This window comes from uncultured Sphingomonas sp. (assembly GCF_964237335.1).
Lineage (GTDB): Bacteria > Pseudomonadota > Alphaproteobacteria > Sphingomonadales > Sphingomonadaceae > Sphingomonas.
In genome coordinates this window covers 77,231-96,209 of the sequence record NZ_CAXSHM010000005.1, presented here as the reverse complement: position 1 = coordinate 96,209, position 18,979 = coordinate 77,231, and the positions used below count along the sequence as shown (strand labels likewise).

Annotated in this window: 16 protein-coding genes; 4 read left to right on the top strand and 12 right to left on the bottom strand. The window is 69.8% G+C overall.

All coding sequences use genetic code 11. The features are described from left to right. Positions 1 to 80 precede the first annotated feature (80 nt). Complete coding sequence (gene ppdK / locus ACFE65_RS04645) at positions 81 to 2,789, top strand: pyruvate, phosphate dikinase (RefSeq protein WP_375381176.1); 2,709 nt, start codon at positions 81 to 83, stop codon at positions 2,787 to 2,789. 49 nt (positions 2,790 to 2,838) lie between these two features. Here ppdK and ACFE65_RS04640 read toward each other — a convergent pair whose 3' ends face one another. The 8 genes from ACFE65_RS04640 to ACFE65_RS04605 all read right to left on the bottom strand — a co-directional run bounded on the left by ACFE65_RS04640 (position 2,839) and on the right by ACFE65_RS04605 (position 10,802). After that, positions 2,839 to 3,264 (bottom strand): hypothetical protein, encoded by a 426-nt coding sequence (locus ACFE65_RS04640; RefSeq protein ID WP_375381175.1) that lies wholly within the window; start codon positions 3,262 to 3,264, stop codon positions 2,839 to 2,841. Between the two features lie 197 nt (positions 3,265 to 3,461). Further along, the gene (locus ACFE65_RS04635; RefSeq protein WP_375381174.1) at positions 3,462 to 4,469 is read right to left on the bottom strand and encodes a type II secretion system F family protein; all 1,008 of its coding nucleotides are present in this window, start codon (positions 4,467 to 4,469) and stop codon (positions 3,462 to 3,464) included. Next, a complete protein-coding gene (locus tag ACFE65_RS04630) occupies positions 4,466 to 5,440 on the bottom strand; it encodes a type II secretion system F family protein (RefSeq protein ID WP_375381173.1) in 975 nt (324 codons plus the stop codon). The genes ACFE65_RS04635 and ACFE65_RS04630 overlap by 4 nt, the downstream gene beginning before the upstream one ends. Positions 5,441 to 5,507: 67 nt before the next feature. Beyond that, positions 5,508 to 6,818 carry a CpaE family protein gene (locus tag ACFE65_RS04625; protein WP_375381172.1) on the bottom strand — a complete coding sequence of 437 codons (1,311 nt, stop codon included), beginning with the start codon at positions 6,816 to 6,818 and terminating at the stop codon, positions 5,508 to 5,510. After that, a complete protein-coding gene (locus ACFE65_RS04620) occupies positions 6,819 to 7,454 on the bottom strand; it encodes a CpaD family pilus assembly protein (protein WP_375381171.1) in 636 nt (211 codons plus the stop codon). It abuts the gene before it with no gap. Positions 7,455 to 7,477: 23 nt separating this feature from the next. Beyond that, on the bottom strand, positions 7,478 to 9,193 hold the full coding sequence (locus ACFE65_RS04615) for a type II and III secretion system protein family protein (protein WP_375381170.1): 1,716 nt from the start codon (positions 9,191 to 9,193) through the stop codon (positions 7,478 to 7,480). A gap of 1 nt (position 9,194) precedes the next feature. Next, positions 9,195 to 10,247 carry a Flp pilus assembly protein CpaB gene (gene cpaB, locus ACFE65_RS04610; protein ID WP_375381169.1) on the bottom strand — a complete coding sequence of 351 codons (1,053 nt, stop codon included), beginning with the start codon at positions 10,245 to 10,247 and terminating at the stop codon, positions 9,195 to 9,197. Between the two features lie 81 nt (positions 10,248 to 10,328). After that, positions 10,329 to 10,802 (bottom strand): prepilin peptidase, encoded by a 474-nt coding sequence (locus ACFE65_RS04605; RefSeq protein WP_375381168.1) that lies wholly within the window; start codon positions 10,800 to 10,802, stop codon positions 10,329 to 10,331. Between the two features lie 104 nt (positions 10,803 to 10,906). Here ACFE65_RS04605 and ACFE65_RS04600 point away from each other — a divergent pair, with 104 nt between their 5' ends. Then, positions 10,907 to 11,989: an NAD(P)/FAD-dependent oxidoreductase gene (locus ACFE65_RS04600; protein WP_375381167.1), complete on the top strand. Its 1,083-nt coding sequence runs from the start codon at positions 10,907 to 10,909 to the stop codon at positions 11,987 to 11,989. Between the two features lie 5 nt (positions 11,990 to 11,994). Here the strand turns inward: ACFE65_RS04600 and ACFE65_RS04595 are convergent, their stop codons facing one another. Then, on the bottom strand, positions 11,995 to 12,243 hold the full coding sequence (locus ACFE65_RS04595) for a glutaredoxin domain-containing protein (RefSeq protein WP_375381166.1): 249 nt from the start codon (positions 12,241 to 12,243) through the stop codon (positions 11,995 to 11,997). A gap of 99 nt (positions 12,244 to 12,342) precedes the next feature. Between ACFE65_RS04595 and dinB the strand changes: the two genes are divergently transcribed. Both dinB and ACFE65_RS04585 read left to right on the top strand, forming a co-directional pair. After that, complete coding sequence (gene dinB, locus ACFE65_RS04590) at positions 12,343 to 13,482, top strand: DNA polymerase IV (protein ID WP_375381165.1); 1,140 nt, start codon at positions 12,343 to 12,345, stop codon at positions 13,480 to 13,482. Between the two features lie 78 nt (positions 13,483 to 13,560). Next, positions 13,561 to 15,051: a hypothetical protein gene (locus ACFE65_RS04585; protein WP_375381164.1), complete on the top strand. Its 1,491-nt coding sequence runs from the start codon at positions 13,561 to 13,563 to the stop codon at positions 15,049 to 15,051. Positions 15,052 to 15,061: 10 nt separating this feature from the next. On the opposite strand, the gene ACFE65_RS04580 is transcribed toward ACFE65_RS04585, so the two are convergent. From ACFE65_RS04580 to ACFE65_RS04570, 3 genes are read right to left on the bottom strand one after another with little or no spacing between them, the layout of a single operon-like run. Next, positions 15,062 to 17,509 carry a TonB-dependent receptor domain-containing protein gene (locus ACFE65_RS04580; RefSeq protein ID WP_375381163.1) on the bottom strand — a complete coding sequence of 816 codons (2,448 nt, stop codon included), beginning with the start codon at positions 17,507 to 17,509 and terminating at the stop codon, positions 15,062 to 15,064. Further along, positions 17,451 to 18,434: a FecR domain-containing protein gene (locus ACFE65_RS04575; RefSeq protein ID WP_375381162.1), complete on the bottom strand. Its 984-nt coding sequence runs from the start codon at positions 18,432 to 18,434 to the stop codon at positions 17,451 to 17,453. Before ACFE65_RS04575 ends, ACFE65_RS04580 begins: the two co-directional genes overlap by 59 nt. Further along, on the bottom strand, positions 18,427 to 18,978 hold the full coding sequence (locus ACFE65_RS04570) for an RNA polymerase sigma factor (protein ID WP_375381161.1): 552 nt from the start codon (positions 18,976 to 18,978) through the stop codon (positions 18,427 to 18,429). The genes ACFE65_RS04575 and ACFE65_RS04570 overlap by 8 nt, the downstream gene beginning before the upstream one ends. Between the last annotated feature and the right edge of the window lies 1 nt (position 18,979).

The following is an 18,979-nucleotide window of genomic DNA, read 5'->3' as shown; positions in this document are numbered from 1 at the left end:
CGGCGGCCTTGGGACCGTCGCTTGCCGCCGGGGCTGGTGCAGTGCAATATTGCGGAAAATATTTCGAAAGGACTCAACCGATGGCGTCTGTGGTGAACGAGCGGCCCGATCGCGAGTCTTCCGGCTCGGACGATCGCTACGTCTTCCGCTTCGGCGGTGGCGCGTCGGATGGCGAGGCGGGCAACCGGAACCTGCTCGGCGGCAAGGGCGCCAACCTCGCCGAGATGGCGTCGATCGGCCTGCCCGTGCCTCCCGGCTTCACGATCAGCACGGCGATGTGCACGCGCTATTACGAGGAAGGCGAGCGCTTTCCTCAGTCGCTGCGCGACGAGGTCGCGGCCGGCATCGCGCATATCGAGGGGATCACCGGGCACCGCTTCGGCGACCCCGCCGATCCGCTGCTCGTCTCGGTCCGCTCGGGCGCGCGCGTGTCGATGCCCGGGATGATGGACACGGTGCTCAACCTCGGCCTCAACGACGAGACCGTCGAGGGGCTCGCGCGCGGGTCGGGCGACGAGCGGTTCGCCTGGGACAGCTATCGTCGCTTCATCCAGATGTATGCGGACGTGGTGCTGGAGCTCGACCACGGCAGCTTCGAGGAAGCGCTGGAGGTGGCCAAGGAGGATCGCGGCCTGACGCTCGATACCGAGCTGTCGCCGGCGGACCTGAAAGGGCTGGTCGCCGAATACAAAAAGCTGGTGCAGGATCAGTGGGGCAAGCCGTTTCCGCAGGACGTCCACGACCAATTGTGGGGCGCGGTCGGCGCGGTGTTCGGATCGTGGCAATCCGATCGCGCCAAGGTCTATCGCCGGCTAAACGACATTCCCGCCGGTTGGGGCACCGCCGTCAACGTGCAGGCGATGGTGTTCGGCAACATGGGCGACACGTCCGCCACCGGCGTCGCCTTCACCCGCGACCCCGCCAAGGGTGAGCACGCCTATTACGGCGAGTTCCTCATCAACGCGCAGGGCGAGGACGTCGTCGCCGGCATCCGCACGCCGCAATATCTGACCAGGGCCGCGCGCGAGGAGGCGGGCGCCAAGCCCGCGTCGATGGAGGAGGCGATGCCGCAGGTGTACGGCGAGCTCGCAGGCGTTTTCGACCGTCTCGAAACGCATTATCGCGACATGCAGGACATCGAGTTCACGGTCGAGAAGACCAAGCTGTGGATGCTCCAGACGCGCTCGGGCAAGCGCACCGCCAAGGCGGCGCTCAAGATCGCGGTCGACATGGCGAACGAGGGCCTCATCACGCGCGAGGAGGCGATCGGCCGGATCGATCCCGCCAGCCTCGACCAGCTGCTGCACCCGACGCTCGACCCCAAGGCCCCGCGCGACGTGCTGACCAAGGGGCTGCCCGCCAGCCCCGGCGCGGCGAGCGGCGCGGCGGTGTTCGACGCCGACACCGCGGAGAAATGGGCCGCCGACGGCAAGGCGGTGATCCTGGTGCGGACCGAGACTAGCCCCGAGGATATCCACGGCATGCACGCGGCCAAGGGCATCCTCACGGCCCGCGGCGGCATGACCAGCCACGCCGCGGTCGTGGCGCGCGGCATGGGGCGGCCGTGCGTCTCGGGCGCGGGATCGCTGTCGATCGACATGAGGGCGCGCGTCGCGCATTGCGGCGGACGCGAGGTGCGTGAAGGCGACCGGCTTACCATCGACGGCGCGACCGGCGAGGTGATGATGGGCGAGGTGCCGACGGTGCTGCCCGAACTGTCGGGTGACTTCCAGACGCTGATGACCTGGGCGGACGCGTCGCGCCGGCTGAAGGTGCGCGCCAATGCGGAAACGCCCGCCGACTGCCGGGTCGCGCGCGATTTCGGCGCGGAGGGCGTCGGGCTGTGCCGTACCGAGCACATGTTCTTCGACGCCGCGCGCATTACCGCCGTCCGCCAGATGATCCTGGCGAGCGACGAGGCGGGCCGGCGTGCCGCGCTCGCCAAGCTGCTGCCCGAGCAGCGCGCGGACTTCGTCGGCATACTGGAGGTGATGGCGGGACTGCCCGTGACCATCCGCCTGCTCGATCCGCCGCTTCACGAGTTCCTACCGCACGAGGAGGCCGAGTTCGCGGAGGTCGCCAAGGCGACGGGGCTCGAGGTCGAGGCGCTGCGCCGCCGCGCGTCCGAGCTGCACGAGTTCAACCCGATGCTGGGCCATCGCGGCTGCCGGCTGGGTGTGACCTACCCCGAAATCTACGAGATGCAGGCGCGCGCCATCTTCGAGGCGGCGATCGACGTGGCGGAGAAATCGGGCGCGGCGCCGATCCCGGAGGTGATGATCCCGCTGGTCGCCACGCGGCGCGAAGTGGAGCTGATGAAGGCGCTGGTCGACCGTGTCGCGCAGGAGGTGTTCGCAGAGCGCGGGCGGACGATCGACTATCTGGTCGGCACGATGATCGAGCTGCCGCGCGCCGCACTGAAGGCGGGCGAGATCGCGGAGGAGGCCGAGTTCTTCTCGTTTGGCACCAACGACCTGACGCAGACGACGCTGGGCGTCAGCCGCGACGACGCCGCGCGCTTCCTGAGCGTGTATGTGGAGCAGGGCATCTATGCCAAGGACCCGTTCGTCAGCCTGGACGTCGATGGCGTGGGCGAGCTGGTGAGCCTGGCGGTGGAGCGTGGACGCGCGACGCGCCCGACCATCAAGCTCGGCATCTGCGGCGAACATGGCGGCGATCCGGCGAGCATCGCCTTCTGCGAGGGCGTCGGCCTCGATTACGTCAGCGCATCACCCTATCGCGTGCCGATCGCCCGGCTGGCGGCGGCGCAGGCCGCGATGCGGAAGTAGCATCGGGCGGTTCGGCGTCCCCGGCCTACCGTCGGGACGACGGCACCGGTCAGGCCCAGTCGAACCACCCTCGCTTCGTACCTGCCGAGCTCCTTGATGACGGGGCGACATAGACAGGATGCGCAGCCCGCGCGGCAAAGACTGGCGTGTCGCCCGGCGCTTCGGCCTCGTCGCGCGCCACATGGATGACCGTCGTGCCCTTCGCGAGCCGCGCATTCTCGCGTTCCAGCTCGGCGATCCGCGCGTTGGCCTGGATCAGGCGATCGTCGGTTCCGCGGCGCGCGTCGGTCGTCAGGCGGTTCGACTCGGCAAGCTTCGTCTCGGCGTCCCGCCTGGTCACGGCATGCGCATCGCGCTCGGCCGCGTAGCGCTCACGCCACCGGCGGCCGCCCGGATGGCTGGCGAGCCCCAGGAGCCATCCGCCGACGAGCGCCAGCGCAAGAACGATGAACTGCGTCGGGGTGGTGAACAACATCGCTTCGCCTCCTGTTACGGTAGGATAACGATCGGCTGCGGTTCCGGTTGCCGCTCGTCAGCGCTCCACCATGTGGCGCCAAGCGGAGCGGCGACGGCAACACCGTCGCGGCACGTCAGACTGGTTCCGTTGCACGGTCCCGCTGGCCGAGCCGGCCGCTGCGCGTCGCGCACCGGCGCCGTCGGCACCTGCGGCCGTTAGTGTCCGCCGTCGATGAACGCGTCCTTGATCGAACATGCCGCGGGTCCCAGGATCACGACGAAGAGCGTCGGCAGGATGAACAGGATCAGCGGGATCGTCATGATCGCAGGAAGCCGTGCGGCCTTCTCCTCGGCGCGCATCATGCGCTCGTTGCGGAACTCGGCGGACAGGACGCGCAGCGCGCTGGCGAGCGGGGTGCCGTATTTCTCGGTCTGCACCATCGTTGTCGTCACGCCTTTGACCGCGTCCAGCGCCACGCGGGTGGCCAGGTTCTCGAACGCCGACCGCCGGTCGGTCAGGAAGCCGAGCTCGATCGCGGTCAGCGCGAACTCATCGCCAAGCTCGGGATAGGCGCGGCCGAGTTCGCGCGCGACGCGGTGGAAGGCGGCGTCGACGGTCAGCCCGGCCTCGGCGCAGATCACCAGCAGGTCGAGCGCATCGGGCAAGCCCTTGCGGATCGCATCCGATCGCTTGCTGATCTTGTTCTTCAAAAAGATGTCAGGGGCTTTGTAGCCGAGCGTGAGCGCGGCGCAGACGAACATCGAGTGTTTCCACGGCGCCCAGTTGGGAAACGCGCCCAGGCCATACACCCAGGCCGCTGCGAGCCCGCCGATCACCACCGGCAGCACCATCCGGCCAAAGATCACGGCGACCGCCCATTCCTTGGACCGGATGCCGGCCTGCATCAGCTTCACCTGCGCGGCCTTGACCTGGCTGTCCTGCAGCACCTTCAGCGAGGAAAGCAGGACACGCATCCGGTCCGTGGTGTCGTTGCGCTGGACGAGCTTCGCGCGCCGCTTGGAGGTGGAAGCGGTGATGCCGGCCTTCAGCTGCTCGCGCCGATCGTTCAGCGCCTTCACGCGTCGCGCCATCGGATCGCGCACGCTGGTGGCTGTATAGATCGCCAACAGCACCATGAACGCGGCGACGCCCGACAGCAGGGTCGCGACCCAGAACACGTCGACGCCGAGCAGCGTCGGATGGGCGGGATCCAACGGTGTCATATCTCGAAGCTCACCATCTTGGCCAGGATGAACGCGCCGATGCCCATCCATATGAGGCCGCCGATCCCGGCGACCATCAGCCGCTGGTCGGTGAAGAAGTGCATCAGATAATGCGAGTTCACGAACCAGATCATGACGAACACGATGAACGGCAGCGAGCCGACGATATAGGCAGACGCCTTGGATTCGGACGACATCGCCCGGATCTTCAGCTTCATCTGGTGGCGCGAGCGCAACACGTTGGCGAGGTTCGCCAGCGTCTCCGACAGGTTTCCGCCGGTCTCGCGCTGGATGGCGATGGAGATCACGAAGAACTGGAACTCGGGGGTACCGATCCGATCCGCGGTTTCTTGCAGCGCGGCGTCCATCGTCCGGCCGATCTTCATCTTGTCGGACACGGAACGGAACTCCTCGCCGACCGGCCCCGGCAGCTCGGCGCCCACCACCGTCATCGTCTCGCTGATCGGCAATCCGGAGCGCAAGCCCCGGACGAGCAGTTCGATCGCGTCAGGGAACTTGCCCGTGAACTTGCCCACCCGCTTCTTGATCGTGCGCCCGACCCACCAGTGCGGAAAGCCCGCGCCGACGAACAGGCCGACCAGCAGCGCGAGCAGCCCCGGCAGGCCCTTGAGCCACAGCAGCATCGCCACGACGACCACAAGTCCACCCGAGGCGATGCCATATCGGCCGACCGACCAGCCCTTGCCTGTCATCGCAAGCCGCTTCTTCAGTTGCTCGACGTTGGGCAGCAGGCGTCCCGCGGCCAGGTCCATGCGCGTCGCGCGACCCGCCGTGATCCGTCGCAACTGCGCATCGACGGCGGCCGTGGCCGACGCGGAGTGACGCTCGCGAAGGGTCGCGAGCCGGCGATTGCCGGCGCGGCCCGCCGACGGGCCAGCCAACGCGAAGATCACCATCGCCAGCACGAGAATCGTGCCCAGCGATAGCACCATGACCGGCATCAGTTGCACGACGCGTCCATCCCTTGGCCCATCCTATGGCTAAGCCCGCGCTCCGGCCGATCCGGACGGGCGGGCGTCACTTCTTGGCGCGACGGGGCATCAGCCCCTTGAGCTCGCCGAACTTGCCGATCAGCGACGTGCCGCCCGGCTTGCTGCCGCCCGCCGGTTTCTTGCCGGCGTCCTTGCCGGTCGCACGCGCGTCGTCGGCACCGTCGGACGCGCCCACCATCGCCCGCGCGAGGTCGAGCAGTGGTGCGGCGGTCTTGGAACTCTTGCCAGCTTCGGCCAGCGGCTTGCCGAGCTTGGCGGCCTGAGCCGCGAGCTTCTGGTCGAAGGGGATGACATAGTCGATCTTGCGCTCGATCGAGCCCTCGAAGTCCTTGCGACTGATCTCCAGGGCCGCGCCCGGATGCACGCGATTGGCGACCACGAAGACCTGGGTCGCCGACGCATGCGTCTTGAGCCACGACAGGATTCGGATCGAGTCGCGCGCGGCGGCCAGCGTCAGCTCGGTCACGACGACCACCAGCTGCACGTCGGCGATCAGGTGCGGGTGCTGCACCAGCATCGCGCGCGGCAGGTCGACCACCGTCGTCTCGAACGCCGCGCGCATCTCCTCCTGCAACTGGTAGAAGGCGGCGCCATCCGTCACGACCGGCGTGTTGATCGGCGCCTCGGCGGACAGGACCGCGAGCTTGTCCGACGCCTTGACCATCGCGCGTTCGATGAACAGGCCGTCGATGCGGCTCGGGTTCTCGATCGCGTCGGTCAGCCCCCGGCCCGGCTCCAGATCGAGCGCCAGCGCGCCGGTGCCGAAATGGACGTCGAGGTCGAGCAACGCGGTCGACCGAGCCTCCTTCGTGGAGAACAGCCATGCGAGCGAGGTCGCGATCGTTGATGCCCCGACGCCGCCGCGCGTTCCGATCACCGCCGCCGAACAATGCGGCCGGTCGGCGGACGCCTCGGTCTGCTTGGGCGCGTTCAGCATCGCCTGCGCGTGGACGAAGGCGTCGCGCAGCACATCGGGGTGCAGCGGCTTCAGCAGGTAATCCTGGATGCCCGACGCCACGAGGTCGCGATACAGGCGCACGTCGTTGACCTGCCCGGCCGCGATCACGACCGTCCCCGGCTCGCAGACTTCCGCGAGCGCGTTGATGTCGTTCAGCGGATCGCCCGATTCGGACAGGTCGACGAACAGGACGTGTGGGCTGGCCGAGACCGACAGCGACTGGACGGCGTTGCGTAGGCCGCCCTTGTTCACCTTGTCCGGCGACCAGCCGAGCTCGATGATGATCGGCCGGACGAGCTCGACGGTGGTATCGTCGCACAGATAGGCGACGAAGGGCTCGCGCATGCTCGTGGCGGCGGGTTTCCAGGGCGCGTTCATCTACTTGCCTCCCGTGGCGCTGTCGGTCTTCATGGTGGCTCCTCCCCCGCCCGTCGGTGCCGCCCTGCGATAGGCGTCGATCGCCCGAGAGCTGGTGGCCGGGTCGGTCGTGCCGCTGCCGGCTTCGCCGCGCACCAGGTCCGTCGGGTCGGCGACCATGGCGGCCAGGTTCGCGTTGGACGCGCAACCGAAATTGGATGAGCTGTTGCCGTTGAACTCGCTGCCACCCATCCGGCTATAGTCGGGGCAGTTCGGGACACGCGCCGTGGCGCGGCTGACGACTACGCGCACCGTGCCCGCCGCGACCGGCGCTCCGGTTACGGGCGCGGTGTCGGCGAGGAGCAGGCCGTAGCGCGCGACCTCGACGGCCACCGCTTGGTGTGCGCGGGGATCGCCGACCGGATCGTCGACCGAGACGCGGTCGCCGTAGCCGAGCCGGAGCGAGCCCATCCAGCCCGAAAGGCGGGCCGCCTCGCCGGGGGCAAGCCCGGCGCCGTCGATGCCGACGTCGAAACTGTAGTCCGCGCGGCTGACGACGGGCTGGTGCACCGAGTCGAGGCTGCGGTTGATCGTCCCGGTGCAGCCGGCGAGCGCCAGCGCCGGAAGGACGGTTAGAAGGAGGGAGCGTCCGATCATCATGCTAAGTCCTCGGGCCGGCATCAGTTGCTGGAGAAACCGGGCGCGGCGGGGTCCGTCTTGCGGTCCTTCTTCGTGCGCTTGTCGGTCTTGCGATCGGGGGTTGGGTCGGCGCTGGGCACGGGCGGCACGGCGGCAACCGCGCCGATCCCGGGCTGCGCCGGACCCTGTCCCATGGGGCCCTGTCCCGACACAGGGGGGGCGAGCGTCGGTTTGGGCCGGTCGCCACCGGTCTTGCCGCCGCCCAGCGCGCCCAGGAAGACGCGCTGGAGATCGGTCGGTGCCTCATAGCCGTCGGTCGGCAGGACGATGTCGTTCGCGTTGACCGGCTTCACCAGATACGGCGTTATGACCACCACCAGCTCGGTTTCGTTGCGCTGGAACGAGTTGGAGCGGAACAACGCGCCAAGCACGGGAACATCGCCGATCCCCGGCGTCTTGGTGATGGAGTTGTTGTGGTCGTTCTGCAGCAGACCGCCGATCACCATGCTCTCGCCCGAGCCGAGCTCCGCGCTGGTCTCGATCCGCCGCGTGGACAGTGCCGGAATGGTGGTGCCCGAGATGGTCACGGCTCCATCGGACGTCAGTTGCGATACTTCCGGCCGGACCCGGAGCGAGATGCGGCCGTTCGACAGGACCGTCGGCGTGTAGGCGAGCGACACGCCATATTGCTTGTACTCGACCGACACGGCGCCCAGCCCCTGGCTGACCGGGATCGGGATCTCGCCGCCGGCCAGGAACGTCGCGGTCTCGCCCGACAGAGTCGTGACGTTGGGCTCCGCGAGCGTCGAGACCTGGCCCAGCGTCTCGCCCAGATCGAGCGAGCTCAGGATATCGGCGCCCAGAAGATGGCCGGCGAGGCCCAGGGTGCTGCCGATACCGGTCGTACCGGGCTGGGTGAATAGCGTCTGGCCTGGAAGCAGGCCGCTCGCGGTGGCGGCAATTGGAGCGCCGGCTGCGTCGACGGGCGCGCCGTTTATATACCCCGCCACGGGGTTGCCGGTCACGGTCGAGATGGTGCCCTGCCGACCCTGGCTGATACTGAACAGTGTTTTGCCGCTCGCTCGGTTGGTCAGATTGACGCCGATGTTCTTGATCCAGCTCCGGCTGACCTCCGCGAAGCGAACGCGCAGGTTCACCTGCAGCGGCGTCGCGGTCTTCAGCCGGCTGATGACGCCAATCTTCAGCATCGCGCCTGATGCCGTCACGTCCACGCCGGGGTTGAGGTACGCGGTGACGAGCTGCTTGGCGGTCGCGGCATCGTCGGGGGAGGCAACCGTGCCGGTAAGCACCGCGACCTGTCCCACCGTCACGACCTGGATCTGCGCATCGGGCATCGCCGCGTGCAGCATCTTGTCGACGGAGGTGATGTTCTGGCTGACGCGGATCGACGCCGAATAGATCACCGCGCCGTTCGCGCCGGTCGCGAACACGGTCGCCTCGCCGAACCCCTTGCCGAACAGATGCACCTGGTGCGGGTTGTTGACGTACACGTCCGCCACCTCGGGGTTCGACACCCAGACGTTCGCGGCGGCGACCGGCAGCGTGATGAGCTGACCCTCACCGACCGAGAGCCGCACCTCGAGGGTCGGACGCTGGGTGCCGGACGGCAGCGATGCGACGCCGGCGGCCTGGTGCGGATGGTAGGGCCGGGCGGGTCCGGCGATCACCGGCACGGCGGCGGCACCGATCAGCGCGGTGGCGATCACCGGCGCCAGCGGCAGGCTTGCGATACGCATCTTAGTTCGTCCCCCCGACCGGAACTTCGGTCACTGAATTGCCGCGTGCGATGCGTACCGTGGGGCCATGGCCGACGCCGTCGCTCGCGATCGAGCCGGCGTGGGCACCCCCCATCGGAGGCGGCATCGCTCCGCCGCCGCCCATCGGCGTGCCGCTCCCACCCCGCGCCGGCACGGTGCTGCGCTGGAAGCGGGATACATCGGCGCCGGTGGAGACGGATGCGCTGCCCGCCTGCGGCTGGCGGCCGAGCTGGATCATCATCGCCTTTTCCGCCTTGGGATCGGTGCCATCGGGCACCTTCACCGCGCCGGACGCGATCGCGCTCTCGAGCTCACCGGGATTGTCCGCGATCGAGCGCAGCGACACCGACAGCGAGCCGATCGTCTGCGCGACCGCCAGGTCCTCGGCGATCTTGGGCGTCGCCTCGACCGTCACCGTGCCGAACGTCGATACCTTGGTCTTGCCGTCCTCGCCCACCGTGTTGTCGGTGCGCTGGTCGGTCGCGAGCACGCGCAGGTTGCGCATCACCGTCTCCGACGCCTTCAACGGTGGCCCGTCGCCGCCGCCGGGCACCGATTGCGTCAGCACCAGGTCGATCCGGTCGCCCGGGAACACGAAGCCCGCGACCGAGCTCTGCGCCGACACGGGGAAGGTCACGGCGCGCATGCCCGGTCCGAGGGCGGCGGCCAGGAAGCCGCGGTCACCCGGCTTCACCAGCGCGCCCTGCGTCACCGGCTGGCCCGCGGTGATCGCGTTCCTCACGACCGTGCCCTGGAGCGAGTGGAGGTCCGCATGGCCCTGGATGAAATAGGCGTTGTCGACCAGCTCCTTGGGCCATGGCTGGAACTTCAGCGCCGTCGCATCGAGGATGGTGCCGACCGGCAGCGCGCGGGTGGCGACCAGCACCATCGGCCCGTCCACCGCCACGGCGGCGGGCGCCAGCGCGGAGGCTTGCGGCGCTGCGCTGCCGACCAGCAGCGCGCGGGCGAAGAAGGCGGTCAGCCCTGCGACGATCAACGCGCCGACCATCAGGAGGACCTTGCGACTATCCATGGTGAACTCGTGCCTTTCGTGCGGCGTGGGTCGAAGGGATCGAGGCCGTCGACCCGCCGGGATCGTATCGGCCGGAAATGGTTAAGAACCGGTTCGGGGTAGGGCGAGGAGCGCGGCGACCGCGATCGCGACGCCGTAGGGCACCTCGATCGGTCCAGGGATCCGGCCGCTGCCGCGCTTCCATGCATGGTCGGCGAGCATGACGAGGGTCAGCGCGCCGCCGGCGAGGCTCATCGCCATCAGCATCCAGACGAGCGGCTGAAGCGGCAGCCACAGCGCCAGCGCGCCGATCAGCTTCACGTCGCCGCCACCCATCTGGCCGAGCGCGAACGCGCCGCAGAACAAGGCGAAGACGATGCCCGCCAGCGCAACCTGCGCGGCCATGTCCGGCCACGCGGCATAGCCGAGCGCCCACCACCAGGCGGGTGCGAGGAGCGCAATGGCTGCGTTCTTCCAATTGGCGATCTCGCGTCGGCGCGCGTCCTCGATCCCGGCCGACACCAGCAGGATCGCCAGCAGCACCGGCAACGCAATCGTCGGATTGATCCACCCCATGCGACTCGGGATAGCGAACGCGGCTTTCGAAACCGTAACCATGTTCGGAGGGCGCCGGGGCGCCTTCCTGATCGCGTGCCGCTTGCCCATATGAAGGGTCCGCCATGACCAGCCCCGCCGATCAATATGACATCGCCATCGCCGGCGCCGGAATCGCAGGCGCGAGCCTCGCGGCCGCGATCGGCGACCGCGCGCGCGTGCTGCTGCTGGAGGCGGAGTCGCAGCCGGGCTACCATGCGACGGGCCGCTCCGCCGCCTTCTGGTCCGAAACCTATGGTGGCCCGGCGATCCAGCCACTGACCAGCCTGTCCGGTCAGGCCCTGCGCGCGGGCGGCTATCTGGAGCCGCTCGGCTCGCTCCACATCGGCCGGGCGGAAGATGCGGCGCGCGCGGACGCGTTCCTCGCCGAGTTCGAGGGGTCAGGCGTGGCTTTGGAGCGCGTCGATCCCGCGATGGTGCTGCCGGGGCTGCGCACGAGCTGGACGATCGGCATCAGCGAGCCGTCCTGCGCCTATATCGACGTCGGTCGGTTGCACGGCGACTATCTGGCGACGGCGCGGCGGGCGGGGACGGTGCTGGTGGCCGACGCCGCGATCGGGTCGGCGACGCGGGCGGACCGCGGCTGGGCCATCGCGACTCGGGCGGGCGAGTATCGCGCGACGGTGCTGGTGAACGCGGCCGGCGCCTGGGCCGATGGAGTGGCGCGATGTGCGGGCGTGGTTCCGCTCGGCATCCGCCCTTACCGCCGCACGATGGTGCAACTGCGCACCGATCCTCCGGTGCCCGCCGGCCTGCCGCACGTGGCGGACCTTGGTGGTCGTTTCTACTTCAAGCCGGAGGCGGGGGGACGGCTATGGCTCAGCCCGCACGACGAGACCGCGACCGATCCCTGCGACGCCGCGCCCGAGGAACTGGACGTAGCGACCGCGATCGACCGGCTGGAACACGCGGTCGACTGGCGCGTGACGGCGGTCGAGCGGCGCTGGGCGGGCCTGCGCAGCTTCGCCCCGGATCGGCGGCCCGTATACGGCTTCGACGCACGCGCACCCGGCTTCTTCTGGTTCGCAGGCCAGGGCGGCTTCGGCATCCAGACCGCGCCGGCGGCGGCGGCGCTGGCCGCGGGGCTGCTGCTGGGCGACGGGTCGCCGCTCGATCCGGCCCCCTATGCGGCGACGCGGTTCGGGTAGCGCCGTCATCCCTTGGCCAGATACGCCTCCAGCGCGTCGCTGCCGCCGATCCGCTCGCCGTTGATGAACACCTGCGGCGTCGTCTCCACCCCTTCCTGCTGCTCGTACGCGTCGACCTCCTCGCGGGTGCGCAGGATATGATCGTCGACCTCATAGCCCGCCGATTGGAGCAACTGCTTGGCGCGGACGCCGAACGGGCAGGTGTGATCGGGCAGGACCATGCGGTAAAGCGTCGCTTGCGGCTTCGTGGCCATCGTCGGTTCCTCTGATAGGGACGCCGCGACAAGCGCCGGGCGTGCGGCTTCGTTCCCTTTCCGTTGCGGGTCTGGGCAGGACACGCCATCTGACCGAGCATGTCGTCTAGCGACTCCGTCGACCCGCCGCCGTGTCCGCCGCCGCTCTCGCCGCCGCAGCGCAAGATCATCCACGTCGACATGGATGCGTTCTACGCGTCCGTGGAGCAGCGAGACGACCCGACCTTGCGGGGACGGCCGGTAGCGGTCGGCAGCGCGCGGGCGCGCGGCGTCGTCGCGGCGGCAAGCTACGAGGCGCGGGTCGACGGCGTCCGCTCGGCGATGCCGTCGGTCACAGCGCTGCGTCGCTGTCCCGCGCTCGTGTTCGTGAAGCCGCGGTTTGACGTCTACGCCCAAGTCTCGTCGCAGATCCGCGCGATCTTCGCCGACTATACCGACCTGATCGAGCCTCTGTCGCTCGACGAGGCGTATCTGGACGTGACCGGCGATCGCACCCGGCTCGGCTCGGCCCGGGCGATCGCGCAGGAGATCCGCGCGCGCATCCACGCCGAAACGGGCCTCACCGCGTCGGCGGGCGTATCGTACAACAAGTTCATCGCGAAGCTCGCATCCGACCAGAACAAGCCCAATGGGATATGCGTCATCCCGCCCGCGCACGGCGCCGCGTTCGTCGCGTCGCTGCCGGTGTCGCGTTTCCACGGCGTCGGCCCGGTGATGGCGGCGAGGATGGAGCGGCTGGGCATATCGACCGGCGCGGACCTGCGCGAGCGGACGCTGGCGTTCCTCCAGCAGCATTTCGGCAGCGGCGCGGGCTATCTGTTCGGCGCGGCGCGCGGCGAGGATCACCGCCCGGTGCGCAGCCATCGTACACCCAAGTCGATCGGCGCGGAGCGGACCTTCTCCACCGACCTGTCCGAGCCGGCCGCGCTGTACGACGCGCTGGCCGTGGTGGTGGACGCCGCCTGGATCCGGATCGAGCGGCATCTGGAGCGGGGGCGGGCGGGGCGCACCGCGACGCTGAAGGTCCGCTACGCCGATTTCCGCACGATCACCCGCGCCCGATCGCAGCCGGCGCCCTTCGCGACCCGCGCCGCCTTTGCCGCCGCGGGCGCCACGCTGCTCGACAAGCTGTTCCCGCTCGAGATGGGCATCCGCCTGCTGGGGCTGACGCTGTCGGCGATCGGAGGGGTGGAGGTGGTCGCCGAGCCGGAGCCGGTCCAGCGAAGCCTGCCGCTGTAGCGACGCGAGGCACGTTGCGCGGACACCGCCGCGCGCCTTAAGGACCCCCGTCACCCGTCCAAGGCCGAACCTACGCCCGTGCCCCGTTTTCCCGATGCCGCGCGCGCGGACCCGGCCGGGTTCCTCTGGCGATGGCGTGCGCTGATCCTCCTTGCAGTTACGCTCGCAGCCCGCGCGGCGACGTTCGGCGATCCGGTCGTGCATGTCGACGAGGAGTTCTACCTAACGGTCGCGCGCGCGATGGCGCGCGGCGCGCTGTTGTATGTCGACGTGTGGGACCGGAAGCCGGTCGGGCTGTTCCTGCTCTACATGCCCGTCGCCTGGCTGCCACCCGCCGCCGCGGTTCTCGGCTACCAGCTGCTCGCGAGCGTCTTCGTCTGGGGAACCTCGCTGGTCGCGGCGGCGCTGGCGGATCGGGCGGGGTGGCAGCGTGGCGCGCTGATAGGGGCGATCCTCACCATTGTGTGGCTCGATCTGGCGGACGGGCAGGGCGGGCAGGCGCCGGCCTTTTACGACCTGTTCACCGCCGCCGCCGCCTGGGTCACGATGCGCGCCGGCGACGCCGACATGGGCGCGCGCCAGCGGGTCCGGCTCGGGCTGGCGGCGATGCTGATCGTCGGTTGCGCGCTGCAGATCAAATATTCCGTGGTGTTCGAGGGTGCCGCCTTCGGTCTGTGGCTGCTGTGGGCGGAGTGGCGCGCCGCCCGATCCGTGCCGTCGCTGTTGGCGCGGGGGGGCGCGTGGATCGCCGCGGCGCTGCTGCCGACGCTGATGGTGCTGGGCTTCTACGCCGCGATCGGCCGGACGCAGGCGTTCCTGTACGCCAATTTCCTGTCGATCCTGCAGCGCGGGAGCGATCCGTGGAGCGAGCAGGCACGCAACGGCATGATCGCGATCGGCATCCTCGCGCCGCTCGTGCTGCTGGCGCTGGCCGGCGTCGCGCGCGCTGAGGATCGGGAGACCGCGCACCGGCGCCACTTCCTCTACGCCTGGCTCGCCGCCGCGATCCTGGGCCTCGCCGTGTTCGGGTCGTGGTTCAACCATTACACGCTGCCGGTGATGCTGCCGGCGGGCGTGTGCGCCGCAGGGGCGTTCGCGCGACCGGGCGAGTGGGGGCGCGCCCTGCGGGCGGTGTCGCTGCCGCTGCTGGTGCTGACGTTCGCCGCCGGGCAGACAATCTGCCTGGCCGAGAGGGTGCACCGCGGCACTCGCGCCGAGTTCGCTGCGGTGGCTCAGGCGGTGGGACGGGGACCGGGCAGCCTCTACGTCTACTCTGGCTCGCCGATGCTCTACACCGCCACCGACCGGCCGGCGCTGACGCCCTATCTGATGCCGGCGCACCTGCTGCTCGATCGCGAGACCGGCGCGATCGGCGTCGACCAGCACGCAGAAGTCGCCCGCGTGCTCGCCCGCGATCCCGACACGGTCGTGGTGCAATCGTGGGACGATTTCGAGCGACCGGACCTGCGCCCGATGCTCCTGACCACGCTCGCACGCGGCCGCTACGTCAGAGTGGCGGTGCTCCCCGTCGGCCGCAACATGCTGTCGGTGTTCAGGGCGCCGAGGTGACGCACCCGGATTACCAATGCACCCTGCCCCCCAGCCGCAACGACCGCGGGCGCAGCGGCGTGACCAGCGTGCGGTTCGCCAGCGCGAATGGGTTGCCCATCGCGAACAGATTGGCGCTCTGGTCGGTCAGATTATCAAGCGTGAGCGTCAGCTCCAGCCGGTGTCGGCTCCAGCCGGCACGCAGCGCCGCGACCGTGTAGTTTCCCTGGCTGATGTCGAGAAGATCGCCCGCGCCCAGCACCGATCGGCCGACATAGCTTGCCGATCCGCCGATGCTCACCACGCCTGCGCCGACCGGCCACTGGTACGCGATGTCGCCGGTGCTCGCGAACGCCGGCGTGTCCGGCAGCCGACGGTGGGAGGGGCTCGACAGCATCGCCAGGTCACCGGTGATCCGGTTGTCGGTGAACAACGCGGAGGCGGTGGCGCGCAGGCCGCGGATCGGTATCCAGTCCGCCTGCGCCTCCACCGCCAGGATGCGCGCGTCGCCCAGCGTCAGCGTGTAGGGCAATCCTTTCCGGTTGACGAGATCAGCCTGGATATCGTGCCAGCGCGCGAGCGACACGGCCGAGGAGAAGGCGATGCCCGTCGGGCCGGTGCGCACGTGCCGGAGGCCGACCTCCGCGACGCGGATCGAGTCGGGCGCGAAATTGGCGACGCGGCCGACACCGGTCGCGACCGCCAGCCCGCCGGTGCGATAGCCGGACTGGATGCGCGCATAGGCGGCCAGCGATGGCGCGAGCCGCCACGACAGCGCGACCGTGGGATCGAAGCGCGCGGTGGAGCGCCCGACCACAAAGTCGCTCACCTTCGGCCGGAACGACGGCTCTCCGTCGGTGCGCGCGTAGGTGACGCGCCCGCCGAACGTCGTCGACAGCGCGGGGCTGGCGGGCACGGTGGCCTCGGCGAAGACGGATGCGGTGCGCGTGACGTTGGTGACGCCGATGATCTCGGCCGGCGCATCGGCGCTGCCCAGCGTCCGCGTCGTGCCGTCGCTGTCGCGCAGCACCGACGCGCCCGCCACCCAGGAGATGCCGTCGACGGCAGAGCGCGACAGGCGCAGCTCCTGCGATATCAACTGCTTGTCGCCGATGCTGGTATACACCTGCACATGCGGCGCGGGCGTTGCGCGGGTGGCCGCCGGCGTCGCGTCGAACACGTCGGACGAGCCATAGAGCGCGATGCCGGTGACGGACAGCAACTGCAGCCCGTTGCCCCAATCCTTCTCGATCCGTGCGCTCGCGACGGAGATGTCGTTGCTGAACGGCTGCGCGATGGCGGAACGGCGTGCGAGCGGCCCGACGGCCAGGTCCGCATATTGGCCGTCGGCCGCCGAGATGCGCTGCAGCACGCCGCCCAGCTCCACCGACCAGCCGCCACCCGGCGCGATCTTCAGCGTCGCGCGGCCGCCGACCGTGTCCACGCGGTTGACGTCCGTCAGGCCACGTCCCGGATCGTCGATATAGCCGCCTTCATGCTCGTCGTAGCCGACCACCCTCAACCCGGCGTGTCCGCTGAGCAGCGGCAGGTTGACGACACCGCTCGCATCGCCGCCCGGCTCGCCCTTGCGGGTGAGCGTCACGCCGCCGGCCACCTCCGCACCGACGCCGTTCAGGTCCACCGGGTTGGGCAGCAGCCGGATGATGCCGCCGATCGCGCCCGATCCGTACAGCGTGCCCTGCGGCCCCTCCAACACCTGAACGCCCGCCATGTCGTACAGCTTGAGGTTGGGGTCCTGTTCGGAGAAGCCGATCTGGACGTCGCCCAGATAGGTGCTGGCGGTCGACTGGGTCGATCCGTTGAAGCTTGAATCGGCGATGCCGCGAATGAACAGCTTGTTGCGGCCCGGCCCGAGCTCGGTGTTCTGCAGGATCGGCAGGTCGCGGCCGATCTCCGTCAGGTCGGCGGTGGGGTTGGCGAGCAACCAGGTGTCGGCGCCGACCATCGTCAGACTGCCGGGGAACCGCAGCAGCGGGATCCGCTGCTTGCTGGCGGTCACGATCACGTCCTCGCCACGAGTCGCGGGTGGGGGCGGAGCGGGGCGGGGCCTGGCGACTACCACGGGTGCAGGCGGCAGCGCGCGGAGCGGCGCGGCGACGATCCGGAAGCTGCGCGCGTCGATCCGGATCGCGCGATAGCCGCTGTTGGCCAGCAACCGGTCGAGCGCCGCGGCGACCGACGGCGCCCGATCGAGCGCCGGCACGTGGACGTGGCCGAGGCCCCGTTCGGTGCTGATGATATCCGCCCCCGACTGGCGCGCGAGCATGGCGAGCGCGCGGTCGAGCGTCGTGGCGGGTATCGAGAGGCTGGAACTCTGCGCTGCTACGCGCGCCGGAACGACCGATCCTGTAACCGTCAGAAGCGCGAAGACGACGGCGACGCGCCGGCGCGCGCGGGCGTTACCGCGTACCGCGCGCGCCCGGCGTCCCGTTCCTTGACGCCAACGTCCATTGCCCACGCTCGTGCTGCCAGTCCGCCCCGATCAACGCCGCGATATGAGGAATGTCGCGTTCCGCCGAACCACTCAGGCCGATCATGCCGGTGAAGGGTTGGTCCGGCAAGCCCGCGCCCAGCACGATAATCGTCCCGTAACGACGCTCCAGCGCCGCGGCGACGCCGGCCAGCGGCTCGCCCGTGAAGCTCAGCCGGTCCTGCCGCCAGCCGCCGACATCCGCCGGCGTCACGCTGCCCAACGTGATGTGCGCGCGCGTCTCATCCAGCGACAGTCGCCGACCCGCCGTGAGCGTCACCGCGTCGGCGGACGGCTGGAACATAACCGATCCTTCCGCGACCGCCACGTCGAGCCGGGCGCCCGTGCGGGTGACGTCGAACACCGTGCCCATATCGCGGATCGCGACGTCGCCGGAGCGGAGCGTGAACGGATGGGTCGCATCGTGCCGTACGTGCAGGAGCGCCTCGCCGGACTCGAGGTCCGCCACGCGCGGGTCGGCATGGTCGAGCCGCAGCCGCGAGCCGCCGTCGAGTTCGACCTGGGTGCCGTCCGCCAGCGCCAGCGTGCGATGCTCGCCGGGCCGCGTCTCCACCTCGTAAGGCTGGGCGGCGCCACGGTGCGCGAGCGGCACCACGACCACCGCCAGCGTCGCGGCGATCGCGCCGGCGCCCGCCATCCAGCCCCAGCGGCGATGCGTGAGCACCGGCGCGCGCGGCATGATCGGCCGGGCGACCGGTGCGGCAACCGGCGCCGGCACCGTGGCCAGCGCCTCGGTCAACAGCCCGTCGCCGCTCGCGACCACTTCATAGGCGCCGGCATGCGCCGGGCTCGTCTCGAGCCATGCGACGAACGCTTCCCATCCATCCTCGGTCATGTCGCGCTGGCGCACGTGCCAGCCGATCGCCTCTTCCATCAGCATCGGGTCAATCACGATCGGACCCTCCTTCAATAGCAGGACGGTGCGGCAGCGACGTTTCCGCATCGCGGGCCGCGTTTATTTGCAGATAGGCGCGTTTCAGCAGCTTCTCGACGCCGCTCACGGTGATGCCGAGCTCGGCGGCGATCGCGCGCTGGGAGCGTTCCTCGACGCGGAACAGCCGCAGCGCCGCCTGCATCCGCTCCGGCATCTGTGCGATCGTCGCCTCCAGCGCGCGCAGCCGGTCGCGGGCGATCAGCACACGCTCGGCATCGGGCTGTTCGGCTGAGTCCGGCTGAACGCCGTGCCAAGCGTCGTCGCGCACCGTCCGCCGCGCGCCCGCGATCCGCCGGTCGCTCGCGTGGTTCGCAGCCATGCGATACAGGAACGCGGCCGGATCGGCGATCGGCTGCACGGCCAGGCCGTCGAGCTTGATCCACATGTCCTGCAACGCGTCCTCGGCATCGTCCGCGTTGCCCAGCCGCGCGGTCAGTAGCCGCAACAGCATCGGCCGCCGATCGAGGAACACCTGCCTGAGGCCGCCCATCGACGCCGTCATG